The following is a 21377-nucleotide window of genomic DNA, read 5'->3' on the forward strand; positions in this document are numbered from 1 at the left end:
CGCCTCCTTACCGAACCTGATTGATGAGTTCGGCCCCGCGGACAACGACGCGCGTGTTTGGCTCCAGCCCTGCCGTGATGCCAATGCGATCGGCGTCAATTGGCTCACTGGCTATGACGCGCTGCTCAAACCGTTCCGGTCCGGTGTGTGCCCACACCACCGATTGGCCATTGCCTGATCGGACCACGCTGGAGCGCGGCAACGGGATGGCCGCAATCGGCTCATCTACAGGTGCATGCACCGTGACCGGCTCGCCGATGCTCAGCCCCGGATTTCTGCCCTTAATCTGAAAGCGCAGCGGCACAGCCTGCTGGCGCAGCGTGAGCCCTCGACCTGCAAAGCTTAATTCTATTTTGTGTCCATCCGCTGTGGTGCCGATAGCTTCCTTATTATTCTTCTCGACTCCCGTAGCTGCTGCACTGTCGAACGCGAGTGCCTCAACCCATAAACTGTCGGGATCAACGATCTGGAATAGCAGGGTCTGTGGTTCGACCACCTGACCGGATGCCGCATTAGCCTGCGCAATCACACCATCAGCCGGAGCGATCAGCGCTTCCCGTTCAACAACTGGTTTGATCTGGTCGCGTCGCTTGCGCAGCGCGTCAAGCTCAATGCGGGCATCGATGACCTGACCTGCGGGTACTGCGTTGCCAGACAATGGCTCAATGCGGCGCAGTTTCGCTGCGGCGAGGGCGATTTGGCGATCGAGATCACCAGTCGTTTGACGGATATCGCTTTGATCAACCAACTGCACGCTCGGAAGGAGATAGCCAAGAACATCGCCCGCCTTCACCCGGCTGCCGATTGCCGGAAATCCACCTTCCGGCGCTTCGATACGGCCTGCCAATAGAACCTGAACCAGACCGCTCTTGTTGGGATCGGGGATGACCTGACCAATCAGACGAACCGTTTTTTGTGCGGCACTTGCCGCTGCCGTCCGGACAGTCGTGACTTCCAAAAGTCGTTGCGTCGCCTTTGGAACGAAGACGGCCCCATCTTCCGTACGCCTAGCGGTTTCTCGAAGGTCGAGGAGGGCGATTCCGGCCAAAGTCGCGCCACTCGTGCTTCCATTCACCAGCATGACCGCCGCGAGAGCAACGCTGCTCATTGCGGCTATGCTGGCCAGCACCATACCCGCGCGACGCACGGTGCCGCTGGATGTGAGTGCCACTAGTGCCAACAATAGCGTAAGCGCCACGGCGCCCGCAGGTAGCCACGCGGAGATCGAAGGAAACTGCGGCAACTCTGGCGCAATATGATCCCATAGACTGTTGTGCTGGTCGGCAGGTGCAGCCGCTGCGGGAACGGTCAGGCTTCCGATCAAGAGATCCGATCTCTCGCCCGAGGTGACCGCGAAGGTGAGATCGTAGCGCCCCGGCGTTTTGACCCATGGCGCATTTAGCTCATACAGTCCCTGCTTTTCGGTGGCTTTGGTCGTAGCGTTCCCGACGGTCACTTCGATCGCCGCCCCGGGGACAGGGGCGTTGGTCCAGAAGTCATTCACATAAAGAATAAGTCTGCCGTCACCAGCACCTGTAGGAATGCCGACGATCTCGAAAACTTCGGATGTCGCCTCGACGCGAGGGTTGGCATTCGTTTCAACAACAGGTCTTTCATCATGACTGTGATCCTCACCCCCGTGCGCTAAAGCGTCGGTTGATGAGAAGGATACGGCAAAGAGGGCGATCGAAGAAAAGAGCACCCTAGCGGCCCTGTTCCACCGCATCGATTTTGTTGTCGTTTTGCTCATCGCCGTATCCTCATTCATCGATCGTATTGTGCGGGCCTTACTTCGACTGCTTGGCGAGCCAGCCCTTCATAAAGGCGATCTCGGAGTCCTGTGCCTTGATGATGTCTTCAGCCAGTTTCTTCAGTTCCGGGTCCTTGCCGTATTTCAGAACGACCTTGGCCATGTCGATCGCGCCCTGGTGATGCGGGATCATCCCTTGGGCGAAATCCACATCGGGATTGCCGGTAAACGCCATTGTCATGTTCTTGTGCATCTTCTTGTTGACCTCGGCGAAAGCCTTGGAGGATTCGCTGCTGTCGGCCCCCATCGCTTTCGTGTCGTGCATGCCTTCCATTTTCATGTCTCTGTGGTCGTGCATGCACTTCATGTCCTGCATGCACTTCATTTCGTCCATGCCCTTCATGTCATGCTGGGATGCCGGGTCTTCTGCGCGCGCGGTGAGCGGGATAGCGAGCAGTGTGAGAGCGATAATTGTTGATAGCGTTTTCATGGTTGTGGTCCTTACCTGTTTTTGGTTGCGGGTCATTGTGGTGAAGGAAGTCATCGCCACACACCCCGCTAGGTCCCGGAGAAATCCGGATGCTGGCGTCCAAGATCGCTGCACATCACGCGCAAGGCCTCGGCATGACGCTTCATGCAGGGTCGCTGGTGTGCTCGCGTCTCACGGTGAGGATTGCAGCGCGGACAACGACAATGCGTTGTCCAACCGCTAAGCGGCTCCGGCTAAGACTACGGAGCGGAGGATCAGACCTTTGGTGGTCGATCGAGGCCGAAGATGAGATCGGGATACGGCCAGCCCAAAAGAGCTAGCTGAAAGCTTTTAGCTTCACGCTGGTTCAGGCCGTAAGGCTGCGTGGTGGTCATGCCCAATGAACAGCAATGACCGGCGCCGCACGACGATGCACCCTGACAGCAGCATGATCCGGGTGTGCACCGGACGATGATCGTGCCGGACGATGGGTTTTCAACCGCGAAATCGGTAAGTCCGGATTTTTCCGAACTGTGAGCGCGCAAAAGAGGAACGGCGTGTTGCGACTTGGTCCGTGAATCTGAGGTTGGAGAATAGGAGGCTGAAGTCGGTGCGCCCGTAGGACCCGTGTGCGCGTGGCCAGCATGTGCAAACGCGGTCGTCGCCAGCCCCGCCATTAGGGCCAGCAGCGCAACGACGACTTTTATGGTGCGCACAACGTTCAAAATCTAAACCTCAGTCTTCCTTATTCTATTCGCAAGAAACATGCTCAAGGTTACTGGCTTATGAACCCAAGTTCCCCAACCTTTTAGCGAACCGTTCTTGCCAACACGTCCATCAACTCAGCGACCTTCTGACGTTGCTCAGCCTTGTTGCCGCTCGCGATAGCATGCTCAACACAATGACCAACGTGATCTTTCAATACAGCTTCCTCAACCCGCCGCAGTGCTGCGCGCACGGCGGATATCTGGGTGATAATATCGATGCAGTAGCGCTTCTCATCGACCATCTTGGCGATGCCGCGCACTTGCCCTTCGATCTTGCTCAAGCGCTTCAGGCAGATGTCTGACGTCTCTGATTCCATGCTTGACAGATACCCTAGCCGGGTATAGGTGTCAAGCTATATACCCCCATGGGGTAGGTGCATTCGTGTTATCAAGTGGAACGAGTGGCTGGGCTGCAACGTTGTTGCAATGCCCAAAAAAGTAATAAATGAAGGAGATCACCATGCCTTGCGCCAGTCATACCAAAGCCGCTGAAAATCATGAGGCCGCAGCCAAAGCACATCATGGGGCAGCGGAACTTCATGAAAAGGGCGACCATAAAGCGGCCCTCGTAAAATCCACAGACGCCAAGTGCTGCTGCGGGACCGCTCAAAAGGCGACCGATGACGCTCACGAAAAGAGCGCCATGTAGGCGAGAACTTGACACGATTGCGGCGAAAGACCGGCTGAGTGAGACAAAATGGAAAACCAAAAATCGTCGCAGAAACCCGATCATGGCGCACATGAGCATGATGAAGCGAGCAGCGATCAACGACCTGAATATCTGGTCAAAGACCCCGTCTGCGGCATGGATGTTGATCCCCATGCAGCCAAGTACACTGCAGCGCATGCAGGACAGCCGTATTATTTTTGCTCGGCTGGGTGCCACACCAAGTTTGTGGCGAACCCCATCAAGTATTTGGATAAGAACGCCGCCGACGATCATGCAGTCCCTGCAGGCACGATCTACACCTGCCCGATGCATCCACAAATTCGTCAGATAGGCCCCGGCGCTTGCCCCATATGCGGGATGGCGCTGGAGCCAGAAATTGTAAGTTTGGATTCAGGGCCAAATCCTGAGCTGGTCGATATGTCCCGGCGCTTCTGGATCGGGCTGGTGCTCACCATTCCCGTTCTCATTTTGGAGATGGGCGGGCACTTTGCCGGGCTGCATACGCTTATCGCGCCTCGCGCATCGAACTCGCTGCAGCTCATTCTGGCGACGCCCGTTGTGCTGTGGGCCGGATGGCCGTTCTTTGAACGCGGCTGGGCTTCGCTGCGCTCCCGCAACCTCAACATGTTTACACTCATCGCCATGGGCACGGGTGTCGCCTGGATTTACAGCGTGGTGGCGACCCTTATCCCTGAGTCATTTCCAGCCGCATTCCGAACGCTAGACGGGGCTGTGCCCGTTTACTTCGAGGCCGCTGCCGTCATCACGGTGCTGGTGCTCCTAGGGCAAGTCCTCGAACTCAAAGCCCGTGAAAGTACAGGCGGCGCAATCCGCGCATTGCTTGATCTCGCGCCTAAGACAGCTTGGCGCGTGTCAAAAACCGGCAGTGACGAAGAGATTTCGCTCGACCAGATCGCTGTGGGCGAACTTCTGCGCGTCAGGCCCGGTGATAAGGTGCCTGTCGATGGCATTGTCGTTGAGGGACGCAGCACCATCGATGAATCGATGGTTACCGGCGAGTCGATGCCTGTCACCAAATCTGTCGGCGACAGCGTGATCGCAGGCACCATTAATCAATCCGGCAGTTTCGTCATGCGGGCCGACAAAATCGGCCGCGACACCATGCTGGCCCGCATCGTTCAGATGGTGGCGCAAGCGCAGCGAAGTCGCGCGCCCATTCAACGGCTCGCGGATCAGGTCTCGGGCTGGTTCGTGCCGCTCGTGATTGGCGTCGCAATTCTGGCATCCGCTGTCTGGGCAATCTGGGGACCAGAACCCAGCATGACCTATGGGCTGATTGCGGCTGTGTCCGTTCTAATCATTGCGTGCCCTTGCGCCCTTGGACTTGCGACGCCGATGTCGATCATGGTTGCGGTCGGTCGCGGCGCGCAGACAGGCGTGCTGATCAAGAACGCAGAATCACTGGAGCGGCTGGAAAAGGTCGATACGATCGTCATCGACAAAACCGGCACGCTTACCGAAGGTAAACCGAAAGTGGTGGCGGTGCGGACGGCGAGCGGCGTTTCTGAAGTTGACCTGTTACAACTTGCCGCCAGCCTTGAACGCATGAGCCAGCATCCGCTTGGTACCGCAATCGTCGCCGCAGCGGAAGCCAAAGGCCTTGAGTTATTGACTGTCGAGAATTTTGATGCGCCCACCGGCAAAGGCGTGACTGGTGTCGTTGGCGGCAAGCGCACGGTGATCGGCAATGCGCGCATCATGAAGGACGCCGGAATCGACACGACGTCCTTGGATGGCGAAGCGGATCGGCTGCGCGAAGATGGCGCGACCGTCATCTTTATTGCGCTCGATAACGCGCTCGCAGGCATTCTCGCTATTGCCGACCCGATCAAGTCCACGACGTCCGAAGCGTTGCAGGCGCTTAAAGCTGCGGGCCTCACCATCGTCATGCTGACTGGCGACAACAAAGTCACCGCTCAAGCGGTAGCTCGCAAGCTCGGCATCACCCAAGTGGAGGCGGAGGTGCTTCCCGAGGACAAGAGCCGCATCGTCGAACGGCTCAAAAGTAAGGGTCATGTCGTTGCGATGGCCGGAGACGGCGTCAATGATGCGCCTGCGCTTGCTGCGGCCGATGTTGGCATCGCCATGGGAACTGGTACCGACGTTGCCATCGAGAGTGCAGGCATCACGCTCGTCAAAGGCGATCTCACCGGCATCGTGCGCGCACGCCGCCTGTCGCAGGCCACCATGGGCAACATCCGGCAAAACCTGTTCTTTGCCTTTGTCTATAACGCGGCCGGCGTGCCGGTGGCGGCGGGTGTTCTCTATCCTATCCTTGGTATTCTTCTTTCGCCCATCATCGCTGCGGCGGCTATGGCTCTGTCATCAGTGAGCGTAATCGCTAATGCGTTGCGACTTAGGGCGCTACCATTGTGAATGTGCCGGAGTCAACTAAAGGGCGCCCCGGTCGACCGAGTTTGATGAGCACGCGAAAGAGCAGGTTTAGCAACATGGCAGAAGGCATGCAGACGCAGTCACACGCTGGCCATGTCCCCGCGTCGGCTGATCGACGCGCACTCATCATCGCTGGTTGGCTGACCGGCATTTACTTTTTTGTGGAACTTTTCATGGCGTATTGGAGCGGTTCAGTCGCCGTCCTCTCGGATGCCTTCCATACCTTTTCAGCCGTCGGCGGCGTACTGATAGCGCTCTTTGCGCAAAGGCTCAGCGAGCGAGAGGCGAGCCCGGAACAAACGTACGGCTGGGCGCGGGCCGAAATCATCGGAGCCCTCTTCAACGGCGTATTCCTGTTCCTGATGGCCGGCTACGTGCTTTGGATGGGCGCTATGCGGCTCATGGAACCTGTCGAATTGCGCACCGGAGCGATGTTGCTCGCGGCTGCAGGCGGCATTGCGACGGAAGTGATCGCGTTGCGGCTCCTTTACGGCCGGCAGCGCGAGAACCTCAACATGCGCGGCGCTTTCTGGCACGTCGTCCAAACTTTCGTCGGGAGTATCATCATCATCATCTCGGCGGCTGTCGTGTGGCTTACCGGATTCGTCGCTATCGATGCGCTGCTCGGTATGGCCTTCGGCCTCGTGCTGTTTTGGGCCTCCTGGCAGATACTCAAGGATTCCCTCGTGATCCTCTTGGAAAGCACTCCGGAGGGAGTCGATTTGGATGAAGCTGTCGCCATGATCCGCAAGCTGGCCGGCGTCATCGACGTGCATCATGTCCACGCATGGAGCCTCACGCAGGGCCGCAATGTCTTCTCAGCCCACATCCGCGTCAACGATCTGGGCCGTGATGGCCAACGGGTGCTGAAGGACGCGCACGACGTGCTCCGCGCGAAGTTCGGCATCTACTTTTCGACCCTGCAGGTCGAAGACGGTTGTCTGGATGAAGAGGATCGTGCCAAGGCGATCGACGTCACGCGCGCCGATCACTCCTCCGCGGCCCACGCGAGCGCCAAGGTTTCAAAGCGGGAAAGCACGGATCGATGAATCTGAGCCCGGACAGTCTGAACGCAGACTGCGCCTGTATCTCGCTGGATCGGCCTGCCTTGGGGCGCGCCCTTGAGTTCGAAGTGGGTGATGCGGAGTTCAGCCGACGGCTGGCAGAGACGCATCCGACGCTGATCTCCAGCCTCCCCGTCTTCATTCGCGCCGAACATGCGACGCGAATGGCGCAGATTATCGAGGCCATTGAGGCGATCGCCAAGCTCCCGGCATACCGCCAGGCTGCGTTGGAATCGGCACCGGCTGCGGCACAGTTCGAGCCTGGCGCCATTGGCGTGCTTATGGGCTACGATTTTCATGTCGGACCTGGCGGGCCCAAGCTCATAGAGATTAACACGAATGCAGGAGGCGCGCTGATCAACGCTTTCGTGGCGCGCGCTCAGAAGGTGTGCTGCCCGGCGATCGAACGCGTCTTCCCAGGCCCGGTCGAGAGGCAGGATATCGGCGCCACCTTCCTAGAGAGTTTCCGCCAGGATTGGCGCCGGCAAAGGGGCGACGCCCCGCTCACTGCCGTTGCCATTGTCGATACGGACCCGCAAGCGCAGTATCTCTATCCAGAATTTGTACTCTTCGAGCGTCTGTTTAGGCGCCACGGCATGGCCTCGATCATCGCTCCCCCTCAGGCCCTCGAACATCGCGGCGGGAGGCTATGGTGCGGCTCCCAGGCGATTGACCTCGTCTACAATCGGCTGACGGACTTCTCTCTGGATGAGCCCGCCCACGCCGCACTGCGCACGGCGTATCTTTCCGATGATGTGGTGGTGACGCCGAACCCATGGTCGCACGCCATGTTCGCGGACAAGCGCAATCTTGTTCGCTTGACGGACGTGGAGACGCTGGAGCGGTGGGGCGTCGTTGAGAAGCTGAGGACCCTTGTTCGGAATGGGATACCCAAGACGGTGCTGGTCGTTCCCGGCCGTGCGGAAGAGCTTTGGACTATGCGCAGCAGACTTTTCTTCAAGCCGGCCGCCGGATTTGGCGGGAGAGCCGCCTATCGCGGAGACAAGATCACGCGCCGCGTTTGGCAAAGTATTCTCGAGGGTGGCTATGTGGCCCAGGATCTGGTGCCGCCAAGCGGTCGGACCGTCATCGTCGATGGGCGGCGCGAGGTGATGAAGCTCGATATTCGCAACTACACCTACGACGGCAAAGTCCAGCTCGTGGCGGCCCGCCTTTATCAAGGTCAAACCACCAATTTTCGCACTCCTGGGGGCGGCTTCGCTCCGGTCGTCTGGCAGCGAGCGGGAGATTGCCGGTGATCCCTCTCAATGCTGTTAGCTGAGTGCGCGATCTCAGGCGAATGTCCGCAGACTAAATTCTCACTGCACAAAAACTCGGTCGTTTGCACAAAAAGTCCCACCTGACGGCACTAAATGTGCAAAGCCCCGCGGCCTTGCACAAATACGGGTTCAAGGTCTTGGACCGCGACCTCATCGAGGACGGGCGCCGTGCCAAGTAGCCCTCTCCCGCTCTTCACCGAGGAACACGATACGGGGCAGGGGGCCCCGGCACCCGCCGTCGTCCACGCCGAAATCCGCGACACCGATCTGCTCGCACGCCTCGCCGCCGCCGACGTGTTCTCGCGTGGCTTCACCGAACGCAGTTGCATCGCCGAACAAGCACGCCGCGACGCGCTTGCCGCCATGTCGCCGGCACAACGCCGCCGGGCAATCGCCCAGCACGAGCTATCCAGCCAGGAAGAACTTTCACGCGACAACGTCGGGCACATCCACTCCGTGCTCGCCATCTGTTCACTGCCTTATGTCCGCCAGCCCGACAGCGTCCGCGAATGGAACCGCGAGCAGGGGAAAATGCGGCTTTCCATTTCGGCTGGCAAACTCCTCACCCCCGACGGCGAATGGGAACAGCAGCCCATCCCTTACGGGGCGAAGGCCCGCCTGCTTATGATCCACCTCTGCAGCGAGGCCGTCCTCAACGGCTCACCCAACATCGACGTGAACTCGAGCATGACCGCCTTCGTGCGGTCCCTCGGCTTCAATCCCACCGGTGGAAAGAACGGCACGCTCACCGCCTTCCGCCAGCAGATGAAAGCACTCGCCGCCTGCCACATGACCATCGGCACCTATAACGGCGACGCCAGCAAGACCATCAACGCCAGCCCGTTCTCATCCATGGAGCTCTGGAAGCCGCGCGGCAAGAACGGCCAAACCGAAGTCGTCACCCTCGACGACAAGTTTTACCGCACCCTCACCAAGCACGCGCTGCCGGTGAACATGCGCGCGGTGCGCATCTTCGCCAACAGTCCCAGAAAGCTCGACATTATGTGCTGGATCGGCCACCGCATCCATTGCCTGGACGACAGCTTCACCCTCGGCTGGGAACACCTCTTCCAGCAGTTCGGCGAAGGCTATAACCGCTTCGGCAATTTCAAGCGGGACTTCCCCGAGGAATTGAAGGAGATCAAGGAAGTGTTCCCCAAGCTTCCCATCAAGATCACGGAGAAGGGGGCCGTCATATCACCGGCCGGGCCGGACGTGCTTTACCTTCCGAAACCCAAACCCAAGAAGGTCAAAACCTGACACTTCCACGCGCAGCACCCGTCTTTTCGTCAAGCCTTTGAGTTAGGCCCGCTTTTTCACGCATAAACGGTAGCGCTCCACCCATCGACCTACCCAGCTCCGCGCCCCGGACCACCCGAAAAGGGAAGGGGCGCGTCGCCCCGGCCTGCCGGTATTCTCCGCTCCTCTATAAGCATCGGCCTCGCCAGGCCCCACGCAATCACGCCCCAGCTCAAACTCTCTCGCCAAAAAGCTGACACCGAACTTCCAACCTACGCCCCATCGTGGAACGTAAGATCGGTAGCCGCCACCTATCCCACACCACGCATAAACGGTAACCCCATCTTCCCTTCGCGCGCGACCCGCTCCAACGCATAAACGGTAGCAATCCGACCGCCATCATCTTGATAGATTTGACCTCGCTTCTCGACCACAGCCATTGCCCTCAACCGGCTGCACGCATAATCGGTAGCGGCGACCAACGCATAAACGGTAGCGCCCGCTTCCCCCGCGCCGCACGCATAAACGGTAGCCCGCTCCACCCTTCCGCAACGCATAAACGGTAGCGGCCCATCATCCCTCAGCACAGCCCGACCCCAACGCCGCCACGCCATCGCCCCGCTCCGCAACGCATAAACGGTAGCAGTTCCAGAAATATGCCTACGCATAATCGGTAGCGCCCCCGCCCAGACAGGTGACCCGTAAGTTGCATGAAACACCCGCCCCCCGCCACGTCCCCGACCCACAACGCATAATCGGTAGACAACCTTCGAACGGATCTCCTTCCGCAAACAAGCTCCAGCCCCGAACAGCCTGTCCGCGCCACGCATAAACGGTAGCAATCCCATATCCGCACCGCCAGCTCGCCAGGGACGACCGGACACCCCATCCCCCCAACGCATAATCGGTAGCAACGCCGCTTTTGAAAATCCAAGCCCAGCGCGGCGTTCCGGGCGCCCTACGCATAAACGGTAGAGGCCCAGCGCATAATCGGTAGCAAAACCAGCGCCTGCAGCGCATAAACGGTAGCGGCCCAGCGCATAATCGGTAGCCGCTTCAACGCATGATCGGTAAACCGGCTACGCATAAACGGTAGCCCTATATATAGAACAAACCTCTCTACTAACCGTCCCAACCGTTTTCCTAACCCTTATTCTCAAACCTCTTCTCAAATTTCAAACTGGGATTTTGTTTCTGGATTGAGGGAAGGGGGCTTTGCCCTTCGCCACCTCAAACCAATTTCACGCCCATTACATAACCTGTCAGGAAAAACCTTTGCCCCATTCATTATCGGCATCATATAATGCCCACATGGACAAAGACCGCGCCATCGCCAAAATCCGTGAACTCGAGCCCCTCATGCGCCGACTGGGCGTATCCGCCCTTTACCTCTTTGGCTCCACCGCGCGTAACGAAGCCCTCCAGACCTCCGACATAGACCTGTTCTTCGACCCCGATCCCGCCGTCAAAATAGGCCTGCTTGAATTCGGCCAGATGGAACGCGCCCTGCACGAAACCCTTCAAGCGGAAATCGACCTCTGCACCCGCGCCTCGCTGCATCCGGTTCTGAAACCCGAAATCGAACGCACCGCCGTGAGGGTCCTTTGACCCGAAGCATCCGGCCCCGCCTCTACGACATCGACGCCAACATAGACGTCGTCCTGGCACGCGTCGCAGGCCGGCAACCCGAAGACCTGGCAACCGACCTCGACCTCCGCTACGTCCTTCTCCATGCCTTCATGATCATCGCCGAGGCGGCGAACAAACTGCCCGAACCCGTCAGGCAACAAAGCCCCCAAGTTCCCTGGCAAGACATCATCGGCATGGGCACCAAGATCAAACACGAATACCACCGCATCGACCTCAACATCCTTTGGGATGCCGCAACGGTCCATCTGCCCACGCTACGTCCGATCGTAAAGCAATTGCTGGTCAATACCGAGAATACCCTGGCCCCTGTATGACCCCCGGCCGCTCACCCAACCCCGGTCAGCACCGCTCGCGCCTTCAGCCATAGCTCCCCATGCACTACACCCAGGCCGACTACGACAAACTCGCCCGCAAGCTCATCGAGGTGTTCTCTTTCCAGACCTACCCCCGCGAGAAAGGGTTCATGCGCTACTGGCCGCTTGCAGGACCCGTGGAGACGTTTTCCGAGAAGGCAGTGGGTGAACTGGAGCAGCAGGTCGCAAAAAGCCTCCACAGCGTCATGGAAGGGCTGCTGCGGGAACTTGCACCCAAATCGTCAGACCCTTATGTCGCCACCGCCGTTGCCGAACACCTGGGCGAGAAGACCTGGTTCGAGCGGCAGTACGAACGCTGGAATGGCAAAAAATAGCACCCAACCGGTGGAAGCGCCACGTCCCTTGCCGTATGATTCAGGCAACATGGCCAGCACCTTCAGCCCCCGGCTCGACATCCTTCCGTCAGCGCAGCGGCGCCTGTGGCCCGACCTCTCGCAAACCCCTCAGCAATTCATACTGTACGGCGGCACCGCCATTGCCCTCCAGCTCGGCCATCGCGTATCCGTCGACTTCGACTTCTTCGCTTTCGCCGACGTCGACACGACACACCTCCACCTATCCGTACCCTACCTCCGCGACGCCAAAGTCATCCAACACGAAGCCAACACCCTCACATGCCTCATCGGAACCGATCATCCCGTGAAGGTTTCGTTCTTCGGCCTCCCCAAGCAACATCCCGTCGACCCGGCACTGTTCGCCACAGGCAACAACCTTCCCGTCGCCTCCCTCCTGGATTTAGCCGCCACCAAAATGCTCACCGTACAAAGCCGCGCCCAGGCCAAGGACTATCTCGATGTCGACGCCCTTATCAGCCACGGCATCACCCTCAACAAAGCCCTCGCCGCAGCCAAGAAAGTCTACGGAGCCGCGTTCGAGCCGACACCCACCCTCAAAGCCTTGACCTATTTCGACGACGGCGACCTACCCTCCGTCCCCCAGGATGTCCGCAAGCGCCTCGTCAAGGCCTCCGCCGCGGTTGACCCCACGCGCCTCATCGACAAGAGCACCGACCGGGAGCCGGGCGCATGAACCCTTTTCCGCACACGCCCGCCTTCCTCGCCGCAGCGCGCCGCATCGTTTGGTTCAAGGAACCCGCAGAAGCGTTGCGCCATCCCCTTGAGCTCATGGCCTATGCCATGAAGCACTCCACCGACGAGGACATGGCACTCCTTCTCGGCCACATCCGCACCGAAGGCCTGCGCGAAGCCATCGACCATGCCCCTCCCGGCATCATAGACCCCCGCTCGTGGTCGTATTGGAACGCCAAGGTCGGACGCTATCCGCCGCCTCCCATGCCCCGGCGCACCTTCGACCGCGAACCCTCCATCGACCGGGCATAGTCAATGCCCCCCGTCTGGACAGCACCCCTTACGCCCCCAGCCAACGGAGTGTTCGTGTTCGGCTCCAACCTGGCCGGCCGCCACGGAAAAGGAGCCGCGCTCACCGCCCGTCAGCTCTATGGCGCCGTCTACGGGCAAGGGGAGGGGCTCCTGGGCCGCTCGTACGCCCTGCCCACCAAATCCGCTTCGCTGCACACGTTGCCGTTGGATCACATCCGCCGCCATGCGGAGCTGTTCGTGGCGTTCGCGCACGCCCGACACGATCTGGCGTTCTATCTGACCCGCGTCGGCTGCGGGTTGGCCGGCTACCGCGATGCGCAGGTCGCGCCGCTGTTTGCCGATGCTCCGGGAAATGTGCTGCGGCCGCCGGAGTGGGGAAGGCATCTTGAGCGGGACCGATCGTGAAGCGGTTCACGCAGGAACCGGGCGCATACGCGAGGCCGATTCCTGCATTTTAACGGACGCCCCTTGTCAGGGCATCACGCTCACCGTCTGGGCCTTGGCGCCTCCGCTGTACCGTGGGCTAAGCGTATACCCACGCCACCCTTGCATCTATTCCAGCAGCCCACGAAACAGGCACGCGCCGCACCCGCTAATGCTGTCGCCACACCCCCTGTTGCGCAACCGCACCCCCCCAACCGTCGTAGTAAAGCGTACCTAGGAAAAAACCGTCGCTCGCTCCACGCCCACACATCACAAATGCCCAGACGCGTCCTCACACCACTTTATCCACAGGTTTTTTAGGCGAGCCGATGATCCCCCTGAAACGCCCCCCCGCCCCCCCCCCCAGAAGCCTTCGATTACCCTCCTCACTACCAAGCTCAACTGACCCCCTCCTCAACACGAAAGAAGCTGCCCACTATGTCCGCATGTCCCCGCAAACACTGGCAAAATACCGTGTCCTCGGCGGCGGGCCACCTTTCATCCAGTTCGGCAACCGCGGCAGCAGAATCCTTTACCGACTATCGGCCCTCGATACCTGGCTCGCCGCGCGGACCTACCCCCACACAGCGGCATACAAATCCAAATGATTACCTATTGCTTACCCGGCGCCGCAGCGCCCGCAAACCCGCCGTTATCGGCAGGCGCTTTTTCTTGGTTATTCAATGGGGTAAGGTGGCGCGAGAGACGGGACTTGAACCCGCGGCCTCCGGCGTGACAGGCCGGCGCTCTAACCAACTGAGCTACTCCCGCAGTCAAAAATGCGCGCCCCAGAGGACGCGCTTGCCACGAGGCGATCATCTACGTGGACCGCCGGTGGAAGTCAAGGAACTCTGATGCAGAAATCAGATTAAGCCTTGGGAGGCTCCCAGAAAATCGAGCTTGCCCACCGGCACGCCATTATGGCGCAGGATGGCGTAGGCCGTGGTGAGGTGGAAATAGAAGTTCGGCAGCGCAAAGAACACCAGATAATCCTGGCCTTTGAAGTGTAGCTCGCGCGGCCCCGCCTTGAGCGAGACGGCCCGCTCCTCCGACCCGTCGATCTGCTCGCGGCTCAAGGTGCCGATGAAATCCAGCGTCTTGGCGATCCGCCCCTTCAACTCGGGGATCGTCCCCTCGGTATCGGCAAAGCTCGGCACCGCGACCCCTGCCAGCCGCGCCGGACAGCCCTTGGCGTGATCGCTCGCCATCTGCACCTGCCGGGCGAACGGATACATGTCCGGTGCCAGCCGCGACGACACGAGCACCGCCGTATCGAACTTGCGCGCATCGGCATAGGCGATCGCCTTGTCGAGAATGGCATCGAGCGCTTTGAGGCTGCGCTGGAACGCTGGAACCGATGCATCGTACATCGACAGTGCCATGAACCTATCTCCCTATCCGCCGGCTGGTCGCCTCTGGCGATCCTTGCCGCGCAGTAGATTGGGCGGCGACAGGCGAACGGCAAGACACAGCTAGCGGGCAATCTCGCGCACGATGAAATCAACGCGCGCCGCCACCGATGTGCGCGGCAGCGCGATGGGCTCATAACCGAGCCCTCGATAAGCCGCGTCCAACGCGCGGTATGTCGCCTCGGCCTCGTCCTGCGACTGCCGCCGCTCCGCATCCCGCTCGTAGATCTCCGGCCACGGCGGCGCGATGAACACTTGCCGGCGATATCGGAACGTCCGCGCCGCGGCCTCGAAGTGCGGCCCCACTTCGAGCCCGCTCAGGGCGATGTAGCCGATCACGTCTGGAATGCCGCGATCGAACACCACCTGGCCGCTGAGGCCTGCCGCATCTCGATAGGATCGCATGTCCCAGGCGAGCATCAGTTCGGCGAACTTCGCCCGGTCGGCCCACGGGAGCGCATCCCCGCCGATCGCAACCTGATCCTGGATGATGGCCCGTCCCGCTTCGGGCATGCAGTGGAAGCCGCGCGCCGCCAGGGCCGCAACCAGCGTGCTCTTGCCGGACCCAGGCCCGCCGGTAATCACGATAAGCCGATCAGTGCCAGTCACTGCCGTCTGCCCCCTTTTCCAGATGCGCCGCTGAGTGGCTAAGGCAGGAGTTCAGGAAAACCGAGTGGAACAGCCACCATCCACGCGAGGCGCCTGCCAACGAAGATGAAGTTGTTGGCGATGGAAGACGCGCCCCACATCAGTCGGCGCATCATGCCATCCAACCCGCCCTTGATGCCCATGGAAGGTATGCGCGCCTCGACCGAAAGACCGTGCGCGCCAAGAGTGCGGCTCACGTCTTCGAGGTCATACCGGCGATAGCGCTCATCCTTGCCGAACGCGGCCCAGATGGGCCCCGCGCGTTCATCGAGAATGTCGAAGTAAAGCCGTCCGCCGGGCTTCAGATAGCGGACGTACTTTTCCGCGATTGGATAGAAGTCGACGTACTTGGTGTAGAACAGGTCGTTGATGATGATTACGTCGTAGTTGCGCCGCGGCTCGTACGCCATGACATCGGCCGTTCGGAACGTGCTGCGCTGAACCAGGCCGCGCGCACACAATTCCTCGTGCAGGGGCGACAGCGCCTCATCGACGTCGAAGCTATCGACCGACGCAGCCTCCGGCGCCACGTAGAATTCGAGCGCAAACGGCCCGCAGGCGACATTCAGAATATCCGCACCCACGAGGTGCTGACCGAGCGTATCGCGCAAAATATCGAAACGCCGCTCGTTGATGAAAAACTCCACTTCCCGCGGCTCGCGGTCACCGAAGTGGCGATAGAGGCAATCACGGTAAACCGCGACGCTCACCTCCGGCCTCGCGCCTTCTGCGCGCATCCTTCCTCCTTGCACACCGATGGGCAACCCACCGCCGCAGCTCTCGAAGATTCCACCCGGCCAAATCCGCGGGCGCCATAACGGCACGCTACGCAGCAATATCCCTGCCAGCGCGGCGCGAGCGCCGGCGAAGGGAGCGAAGTGGTTAAAATGGGAAGGGGATGGTGGGCGGTGAGAGGGTCGAACTCCCGACATCCTCGGTGTAAACGAGGCGCTCTACCACTGAGCTAACCGCCCGACGACGCATTCCATATCGGCCCTGGCTGACCGCCGCAAGCCGCCGCGTCGAAATCTGCACGCCCCATATCGGCGCAACGCCCGGCCCCAAAGCCAGATGCCGCCGCCGCAGGCGGCAAGGCGCCAAGGGAGCCCGGCGCGAGCGCCGGGTTTCAGCTCACACGACGCCCGCCGCATACAAAGCTTCCCACCGCTTGCGTCACCCGCAAAAAACAAAGGCGCGCCGCAAGCATCGCGACGCGCCGAAGCATTCCCGTAGATTTAGGGCCGCTTAATTGAGAGCGTCCTTGAGACCCTTCGAGGGGCTGAACTTCGGCACTTTCGACGCCGGGATGTTGATCGTGGCGCCGGTCGCCGGGTTGCGGCCCTCGCGAGCCTTGCGCGCGGCAACCTTGAAGGTGCCGAAGTCCGGAATGCGGACCTCATGGCCTTCACGCATCGCGGTGCGGATGTGCTCGAGCACGGCATCCACCGCCACGGTGGCCTTGTCCTTCGTGAGCTCGGCTTCCTTCGCGACGGCGTCGATCAGATCTTTCTTGCTCATATCGTGTCCGTCCTTTGCATTCGGATTTGCGACTTGGGGGAGGAGTTGGCGGGAGTTAGGGGTCCGCCGTGTTGCTAAAGCCGCAACAGTGCGTGAGAGAAGCGCCCAATGACGGGCTGCGTCAAGGGGCAAAACCCCCGATTTTGCCCGAAAAACCTGGGGAAATGAACGTTTTGACGCGCACGGATCAGGAACAAGAAACCTCGCGGTTTGGTGGCCGCGAGGTTACTTGAGTTGCATCAAAAACTTATCAGCGCTCACCTTGGTGAATGCGCAGATGAGCGTCAGTGGGCAGTCACACGCGAACCGGCGTTTGCTTCTTCTGCCTTGACGGCAGCAGCCTCAGCCGCCTCGTCCCAGACGAGCCGTTCAGGCACACGCACCAGCGCCGCCTTCAGCACCTCGTCTACGCGCCCCACCGGGATGATCTCCATCTTGTTCTTAATCTCGACCGGAATCTCCGAGAGGTCCTTCACGTTCTCCTCGGGGATGATGACGGTCTTGATGCCACCGCGCAGCGCGGCAAGCATCTTTTCCTTGAGACCACCGATCGGCAGAACCCTGCCGCGCAGCGTGATCTCGCCCGTCATCGCAACGTCCTTGCGCACCGGAATGCCCGTCAGCACCGAGACGATCGTGGTCGCCATGGCGACGCCTGCCGAGGGACCATCCTTCGGCGTCGCGCCCTCCGGCACGTGCACGTGGATGTCCTTCTTCTCGAACAGGGACGGATGGATACCGAAGTCCACGCACCGCGAGCGCACGTAAGCGTTAGCGGCCTGGATCGACTCCTTCATCACGTCGCGCAAGTTGCCGGTGACCGACATCTTGCCCTTGCCCGGCATCATCACGCCTTCGATGGTCAGCAGCTCGCCGCCCACCTCGGTCCATGCAAGACCGGTGACGATACCCACCTGATCCTCGAGCTCGGCCTCGCCGTAGCGATACTTCGGCACGCCGAGGTACTGCTCGAGATTCGATGCAGTGACGACGACCGTCTTGTTCTGCGAGGTAAGGATCTCCTTCACAGCCTTGCGGGCGAGCTTGGCCACCTCGCGCTCGAGCGAGCGCACGCCCGCTTCACGCGTGTAGCGACGCACCAACTCCAGCAGCGCGCTGTCGTCGACGGTCCACTCGTTCTGCTCCAGACCATGCGCCTGACGCTGCCCCGGAATGAGGTGGCGTTTGGCGATCTCGATCTTCTCGTCCTCGGTGTAACCCGCAAGACGGATGATCTCCATGCGGTCCATCAGGGCCGGCGGAATGTTGAGCGTGTTGGCCGTCGTCACGAACATCACGTTCGACAGGTCGTAATCGACCTCGAGGTAATGGTCGTTGAACGTGCCGTTCTGCTCAGGATCCAGCACCTCCAGCAGCGCCGCTGCCGGATCGCCCCGGAAGTCCGAGCCCATCTTGTCGATCTCGTCGAGCAGGAACAGCGGGTTGGTCCGCTTCGCCTTGCGCATCGACTGAATGACCTTGCCGGGCATCGAGCCGATATACGTGCGGCGGTGACCGCGCACCTCGGCCTCATCGCGCACGCCGCCGAGGCTCATGCGCACGAACTCACGGCCCGTGGCATTCGCGATCGACTTGCCGAGCGACGTCTTGCCGACGCCGGGCGGTCCGACGAGGCACAGAATCGGGCCTTTCAGCTTGTTCGTGCGGGCCTGCACCGCGAGATACTCGAGGATGCGCTCCTTGACCTTCTCGAGACCATAGTGCTCCGCATCGAGAACCAGCTGGGCCTCGTCGAGATCCTTCTTGACCTTGCCCTTGATCCCCCACGGGATCGACAGCAGCCAGTCGAGATAGTTGCGCACGACGGTGGCTTCCGCCGACATCGGGCTCATCTGCTTGAGCTTCTTCAGCTCGGCAAGCGCCTTGTCGCGGGCCTCCTTCGAGAGCTTGGTGTTCTCGATCTTCTCTTCGAACTCGGCGATATCGTCGCGCTCGTCGCTGTCGCCGAGCTCCTTCTGGATCGCCTTCATCTGCTCGTTGAGATAGTACTCGCGCTGCGTCTTCTCCATCTGGCGCTTCACGCGCGAACGGATCTTGCGCTCCACCTGCAGCACGGAGATCTCGCTCTCCATGAGCGTGTAGACGCGCTCCAGACGCTCGGAGATCGTCGAGGTCTCCAAGATCTCCTGCTTGTCGGCGATCTTGATCGCAAGATGCGAGGCGATCGTGTCGGCCAGCTTCGAGTAGTCCTCGATCTGCGCGACGTTGCCCAGCACTTCCGGCGAAATCTTCTTGTTGAGCTTCACATAGCTCTCGAACTGCGCGACCGCAGAACGGGCCAGCGCCTCGATCTCGTCCTTCGCGCCGATCTCCTCCGGCACGGGCTCGACCTCGGCTTCGAAGTAGTTCGGGTTGTCCGTGTAGCGCTGGATGCGCGCGCGCGTCGTACCTTCGACGAGCACCTTCACAGTGCCATCGGGCAGCTTCAACAGCTGCAGCACGGACGCAAGCGTACCGACCGGGTAGATCGCATCGGTCGCCGGATCATCGTCGCCAGCGTTCTTCTGCGCAGCAAGCAGGATGTGCTTGTCGGAGCGCATCACTTCTTCCAGCGCGTTGATCGACTTGTCGCGACCAACGAACAGCGGGACGATCATGTACGGGAACACCACGATGTCGCGCAGCGGCAGGACCGGATAAAGACCCTTACCAGCCGTCTTGTCTTTGTTCTTCGTGTCGTCGCCCATTTCGCTACCTATCGTGGCCGCCTGCAATTTCGCCTCAACGCAATGCCGCAGCATAGCCTATCGGCGCTCATCCAGGACATCGAAGTCGCAAGCCCTGGCCGTTTTGAGGCAGAGATCGCATCAGCCTCTATGCGTTTCTGACCTCAACCCACAACTCCGCAGCATCGCAGAGGCAGAGGCCCTTTTGAAATGGGGCCGTCTGCCGCTGGATCAAGAGCCGCCCGCCAACAGGCGCGCGACAGAATATTTCCGGTGAAAAGAGTCGCCAACCCTCCGGCGACCCCACGATCAAGACGCGCTCGATCCCTTTTCATCCACCCGGTCGGAGTAGATGCGCAACGGACGCGCACTGCCCTCCACGACTTCCGGGCCGATGACGACTTCTTCGACGCCCTTGAGTGCTGGCAAATCGAACATGGTGTCGAGCAGGATGCCTTCCATGATGGAGCGCAGACCGCGAGCACCCGTCTTGCGCTCGATCGCCTTGCGGGCAATCGCCTTGAGCGCATCCGTTGTGATCGTCAGCTTGACGTCTTCCATCTCGAACAGGCGCTGATACTGCTTAACCAGCGCGTTCTTCGGCTCCATGAGGATCTGCACGAGAGCATCCTCGTCGAGGTCTTCGAGCGTCGCGATGACCGGCAGACGACCGATGAACTCGGGGATAAGCCCGAACTTCAACAGATCCTCCGGCTCGACGCCGCGCAGAACCTCGCCAGTGCGGCGCTCGTCAGCTCCGATGACCTTCGCACCGAAGCCGATCGACGTGCCCTTGCCGCGGCGAGAGATGATCTTCTCCAGACCCGCAAACGCGCCACCGCAAATGAACAGGATGTTCGTCGTGTCGACCTGCAGGAACTCCTGCTGAGGATGCTTGCGGCCGCCCTGCGGAGGCACGGAGGCAACGGTGCCTTCCATGATCTTCAGCAGTGCCTGCTGCACGCCCTCGCCCGACACATCGCGCGTGATCGACGGGTTGTCGGACTTGCGCGAGATCTTGTCGACCTCGTCGATGTAGACGATGCCGCGCTGCGCCCGCTCGACGTTGTAGTCGGCGTTCTGCAGCAGCTTCAGAATGATGTTCTCGACGTCCTCGCCGACATAGCCCGCCTCGGTGAGAGTCGTGGCGTCGGCCATGGTGAACGGAACGTCCAGCATGCGCGCCAGGGTCTGGGCCAGAAGCGTCTTACCGCAGCCGGTCGGACCAACGAGCAGAATGTTCGACTTCGCCAACTCGACGTCGTTGTTCTTCGACGCGTGGTTGAGGCGCTTGTAGTGGTTGTGAACCGCCACTGACAGCACGCGCTTTGCGTGGTCCTGGCCGATGACATACGAGTCGAGGACCGTGGAAATTTCCTGCGGGGTCGGCACGCCGTCGCGAGACTTCACCAGGGTGTTCTTGTTCTCTTCCCGGATGATGTCCATGCACAGCTCGACGCATTCATCGCAGATGAACACGGTCGGTCCGGCAATCAGCTTGCGAACCTCATGCTGGCTCTTGCCGCAAAACGAGCAATAGAGAGTGTTTTTCTCTTGAGCCATCTCGGATGTCTTACCCCTCCTCGGGCTGCTGTGCGCCGAACCGCCGACGCTCGCCTTGGAAAGATTCCTGTCTCAGCCGCCCTGTGCGGAGCGCGGGTCCGAGTCCATTAC

20 protein-coding genes and 2 tRNA genes are annotated in these 21377 nt (G+C 60.5%); 11 read left to right on the forward strand and 11 right to left on the reverse strand.

What is annotated here, in order from left to right:
- Positions 1-7: 7 nt before the first annotated feature.
- From NDB2M4_RS09880 to NDB2M4_RS09890, 3 genes are all read right to left on the reverse strand, one after another.
- Complete coding sequence (locus tag NDB2M4_RS09880) at positions 8-1750, reverse strand: efflux RND transporter periplasmic adaptor subunit (protein WP_171988065.1); 1743 nt, start codon at positions 1748-1750, stop codon at positions 8-10.
- 37 nt (positions 1751-1787) lie between these two features.
- A complete protein-coding gene (locus tag NDB2M4_RS09885; RefSeq protein ID WP_139247218.1) occupies positions 1788-2240 on the reverse strand; it encodes a CopM family metallochaperone in 453 nt (150 codons plus the stop codon).
- Positions 2241-3027: 787 nt separating this feature from the next.
- Positions 3028-3303 (reverse strand): metal-sensitive transcriptional regulator, encoded by a 276-nt coding sequence (locus NDB2M4_RS09890; RefSeq protein WP_072374013.1) that lies wholly within the window; start codon positions 3301-3303, stop codon positions 3028-3030.
- A gap of 128 nt (positions 3304-3431) precedes the next feature.
- On the opposite strand from NDB2M4_RS09890, the gene NDB2M4_RS09895 reads away from it, so the two are divergent.
- The 11 genes from NDB2M4_RS09895 (at position 3432) to NDB2M4_RS09950 (ending at position 13423) form a co-directional block, all read left to right on the forward strand.
- On the forward strand, positions 3432-3635 hold the full coding sequence (locus NDB2M4_RS09895; RefSeq protein WP_139247184.1) for a hypothetical protein: 204 nt from the start codon (positions 3432-3434) through the stop codon (positions 3633-3635).
- 48 nt (positions 3636-3683) lie between these two features.
- Positions 3684-6053: a heavy metal translocating P-type ATPase gene (locus NDB2M4_RS09900; RefSeq protein WP_072374016.1), complete on the forward strand. Its 2370-nt coding sequence runs from the start codon at positions 3684-3686 to the stop codon at positions 6051-6053.
- 86 nt (positions 6054-6139) lie between these two features.
- On the forward strand, positions 6140-7120 hold the full coding sequence (locus NDB2M4_RS09905; RefSeq protein ID WP_210186529.1) for a cation diffusion facilitator family transporter: 981 nt from the start codon (positions 6140-6142) through the stop codon (positions 7118-7120).
- A 59-nt stretch (positions 7121-7179) separates the two neighbouring features.
- On the forward strand, positions 7180-8394 hold the full coding sequence (locus NDB2M4_RS09910) for a hypothetical protein (RefSeq protein WP_244536121.1): 1215 nt from the start codon (positions 7180-7182) through the stop codon (positions 8392-8394).
- 189 nt (positions 8395-8583) lie between these two features.
- Complete coding sequence (locus NDB2M4_RS09915; RefSeq protein WP_171988066.1) at positions 8584-9675, forward strand: replication protein RepA; 1092 nt, start codon at positions 8584-8586, stop codon at positions 9673-9675.
- A 1290-nt stretch (positions 9676-10965) separates the two neighbouring features.
- The gene (locus tag NDB2M4_RS09925) at positions 10966-11262 is read left to right on the forward strand and encodes a nucleotidyltransferase family protein (protein ID WP_072374027.1); all 297 of its coding nucleotides are present in this window, start codon (positions 10966-10968) and stop codon (positions 11260-11262) included.
- Entirely contained in the window at positions 11259-11618 is a 360-nt protein-coding gene (locus tag NDB2M4_RS09930; protein WP_171988067.1) for a HepT-like ribonuclease domain-containing protein, read from the forward strand. Before NDB2M4_RS09925 ends, NDB2M4_RS09930 begins: the two co-directional genes overlap by 4 nt.
- 59 nt (positions 11619-11677) lie before the next feature.
- On the forward strand, positions 11678-11992 hold the full coding sequence (locus NDB2M4_RS09935) for a hypothetical protein (protein WP_072374030.1): 315 nt from the start codon (positions 11678-11680) through the stop codon (positions 11990-11992).
- 49 nt (positions 11993-12041) lie between these two features.
- Complete coding sequence (locus NDB2M4_RS09940) at positions 12042-12707, forward strand: nucleotidyl transferase AbiEii/AbiGii toxin family protein (RefSeq protein ID WP_072374033.1); 666 nt, start codon at positions 12042-12044, stop codon at positions 12705-12707.
- Positions 12704-13018, forward strand: a complete 315-nt coding sequence (locus tag NDB2M4_RS09945) for a hypothetical protein (RefSeq protein ID WP_072374036.1) — start codon at positions 12704-12706, stop codon at positions 13016-13018. The genes NDB2M4_RS09940 and NDB2M4_RS09945 overlap by 4 nt, the downstream gene beginning before the upstream one ends.
- Positions 13019-13072: 54 nt before the next feature.
- On the forward strand, positions 13073-13423 hold the full coding sequence (locus NDB2M4_RS09950) for an A1S_2505 family phage non-structural protein (protein WP_244536122.1): 351 nt from the start codon (positions 13073-13075) through the stop codon (positions 13421-13423).
- 712 nt (positions 13424-14135) lie between these two features.
- On the opposite strand, the gene NDB2M4_RS09960 is transcribed toward NDB2M4_RS09950, so the two are convergent.
- From NDB2M4_RS09960 to clpX, 8 genes are all read right to left on the reverse strand, one after another.
- Positions 14136-14212: transfer RNA gene (locus NDB2M4_RS09960), tRNA-Asp, on the reverse strand.
- Between the two features lie 92 nt (positions 14213-14304).
- Positions 14305-14823 carry a DUF1993 domain-containing protein gene (locus tag NDB2M4_RS09965; RefSeq protein WP_072374044.1) on the reverse strand — a complete coding sequence of 173 codons (519 nt, stop codon included), beginning with the start codon at positions 14821-14823 and terminating at the stop codon, positions 14305-14307.
- A gap of 90 nt (positions 14824-14913) precedes the next feature.
- A complete protein-coding gene (locus NDB2M4_RS09970; protein ID WP_139247186.1) occupies positions 14914-15459 on the reverse strand; it encodes an AAA family ATPase in 546 nt (181 codons plus the stop codon).
- A 38-nt stretch (positions 15460-15497) separates the two neighbouring features.
- The gene (locus NDB2M4_RS09975; protein WP_072374050.1) at positions 15498-16235 is read right to left on the reverse strand and encodes a class I SAM-dependent methyltransferase; all 738 of its coding nucleotides are present in this window, start codon (positions 16233-16235) and stop codon (positions 15498-15500) included.
- Positions 16236-16397: 162 nt separating this feature from the next.
- A tRNA-Val gene (locus NDB2M4_RS09980) sits at positions 16398-16472 on the reverse strand.
- A 271-nt stretch (positions 16473-16743) separates the two neighbouring features.
- Complete coding sequence (locus NDB2M4_RS09985) at positions 16744-17148, reverse strand: HU family DNA-binding protein (protein WP_280173530.1); 405 nt, start codon at positions 17146-17148, stop codon at positions 16744-16746.
- Positions 17149-17300: 152 nt separating this feature from the next.
- Positions 17301-19724, reverse strand: a complete 2424-nt coding sequence (gene lon, locus NDB2M4_RS09990; protein WP_072374056.1) for an endopeptidase La — start codon at positions 19722-19724, stop codon at positions 17301-17303.
- A 288-nt stretch (positions 19725-20012) separates the two neighbouring features.
- Complete coding sequence (gene clpX / locus NDB2M4_RS09995) at positions 20013-21266, reverse strand: ATP-dependent Clp protease ATP-binding subunit ClpX (protein ID WP_072374100.1); 1254 nt, start codon at positions 21264-21266, stop codon at positions 20013-20015.
- Between the last annotated feature and the right edge of the window lie 111 nt (positions 21267-21377).

Source organism: Hyphomicrobium sp. NDB2Meth4, from assembly GCF_900117445.1.
Taxonomy (GTDB): domain Bacteria; phylum Pseudomonadota; class Alphaproteobacteria; order Rhizobiales; family Hyphomicrobiaceae; genus Hyphomicrobium_A.

Bases quoted from the DNA above. Each gene is read 5' to 3' on its own strand.
- NDB2M4_RS09975 (WP_072374050.1), bottom strand. From the start codon at position 16,235: ATGCGCGCAGAAGGCGCGAGGCCGGAGGTGAGCGTCGCGGTTTACCGT.
- NDB2M4_RS09880 (WP_171988065.1), bottom strand. From the start codon at position 1,750: ATGAGCAAAACGACAACAAAATCGATGCGGTGGAACAGGGCCGCTAGG.
- NDB2M4_RS09895 (WP_139247184.1), top strand. From the start codon at position 3,432: ATGAAGGAGATCACCATGCCTTGCGCCAGTCATACCAAAGCCGCTGAA.
- NDB2M4_RS09935 (WP_072374030.1), top strand. From the start codon at position 11,678: ATGCACTACACCCAGGCCGACTACGACAAACTCGCCCGCAAGCTCATC.
- NDB2M4_RS09945 (WP_072374036.1), top strand. From the start codon at position 12,704: ATGAACCCTTTTCCGCACACGCCCGCCTTCCTCGCCGCAGCGCGCCGC.
- lon (WP_072374056.1), bottom strand. From the start codon at position 19,724: ATGGGCGACGACACGAAGAACAAAGACAAGACGGCTGGTAAGGGTCTT.
- clpX (WP_072374100.1), bottom strand. From the start codon at position 21,266: ATGGCTCAAGAGAAAAACACTCTCTATTGCTCGTTTTGCGGCAAGAGC.
- NDB2M4_RS09925 (WP_072374027.1), top strand. From the start codon at position 10,966: ATGGACAAAGACCGCGCCATCGCCAAAATCCGTGAACTCGAGCCCCTC.
- NDB2M4_RS09940 (WP_072374033.1), top strand. From the start codon at position 12,042: ATGGCCAGCACCTTCAGCCCCCGGCTCGACATCCTTCCGTCAGCGCAG.
- NDB2M4_RS09900 (WP_072374016.1), top strand. From the start codon at position 3,684: ATGGAAAACCAAAAATCGTCGCAGAAACCCGATCATGGCGCACATGAG.
- NDB2M4_RS09965 (WP_072374044.1), bottom strand. From the start codon at position 14,823: ATGGCACTGTCGATGTACGATGCATCGGTTCCAGCGTTCCAGCGCAGC.
- NDB2M4_RS09885 (WP_139247218.1), bottom strand. From the start codon at position 2,240: ATGAAAACGCTATCAACAATTATCGCTCTCACACTGCTCGCTATCCCG.
- NDB2M4_RS09905 (WP_210186529.1), top strand. From the start codon at position 6,140: ATGCAGACGCAGTCACACGCTGGCCATGTCCCCGCGTCGGCTGATCGA.
- NDB2M4_RS09890 (WP_072374013.1), bottom strand. From the start codon at position 3,303: ATGGAATCAGAGACGTCAGACATCTGCCTGAAGCGCTTGAGCAAGATC.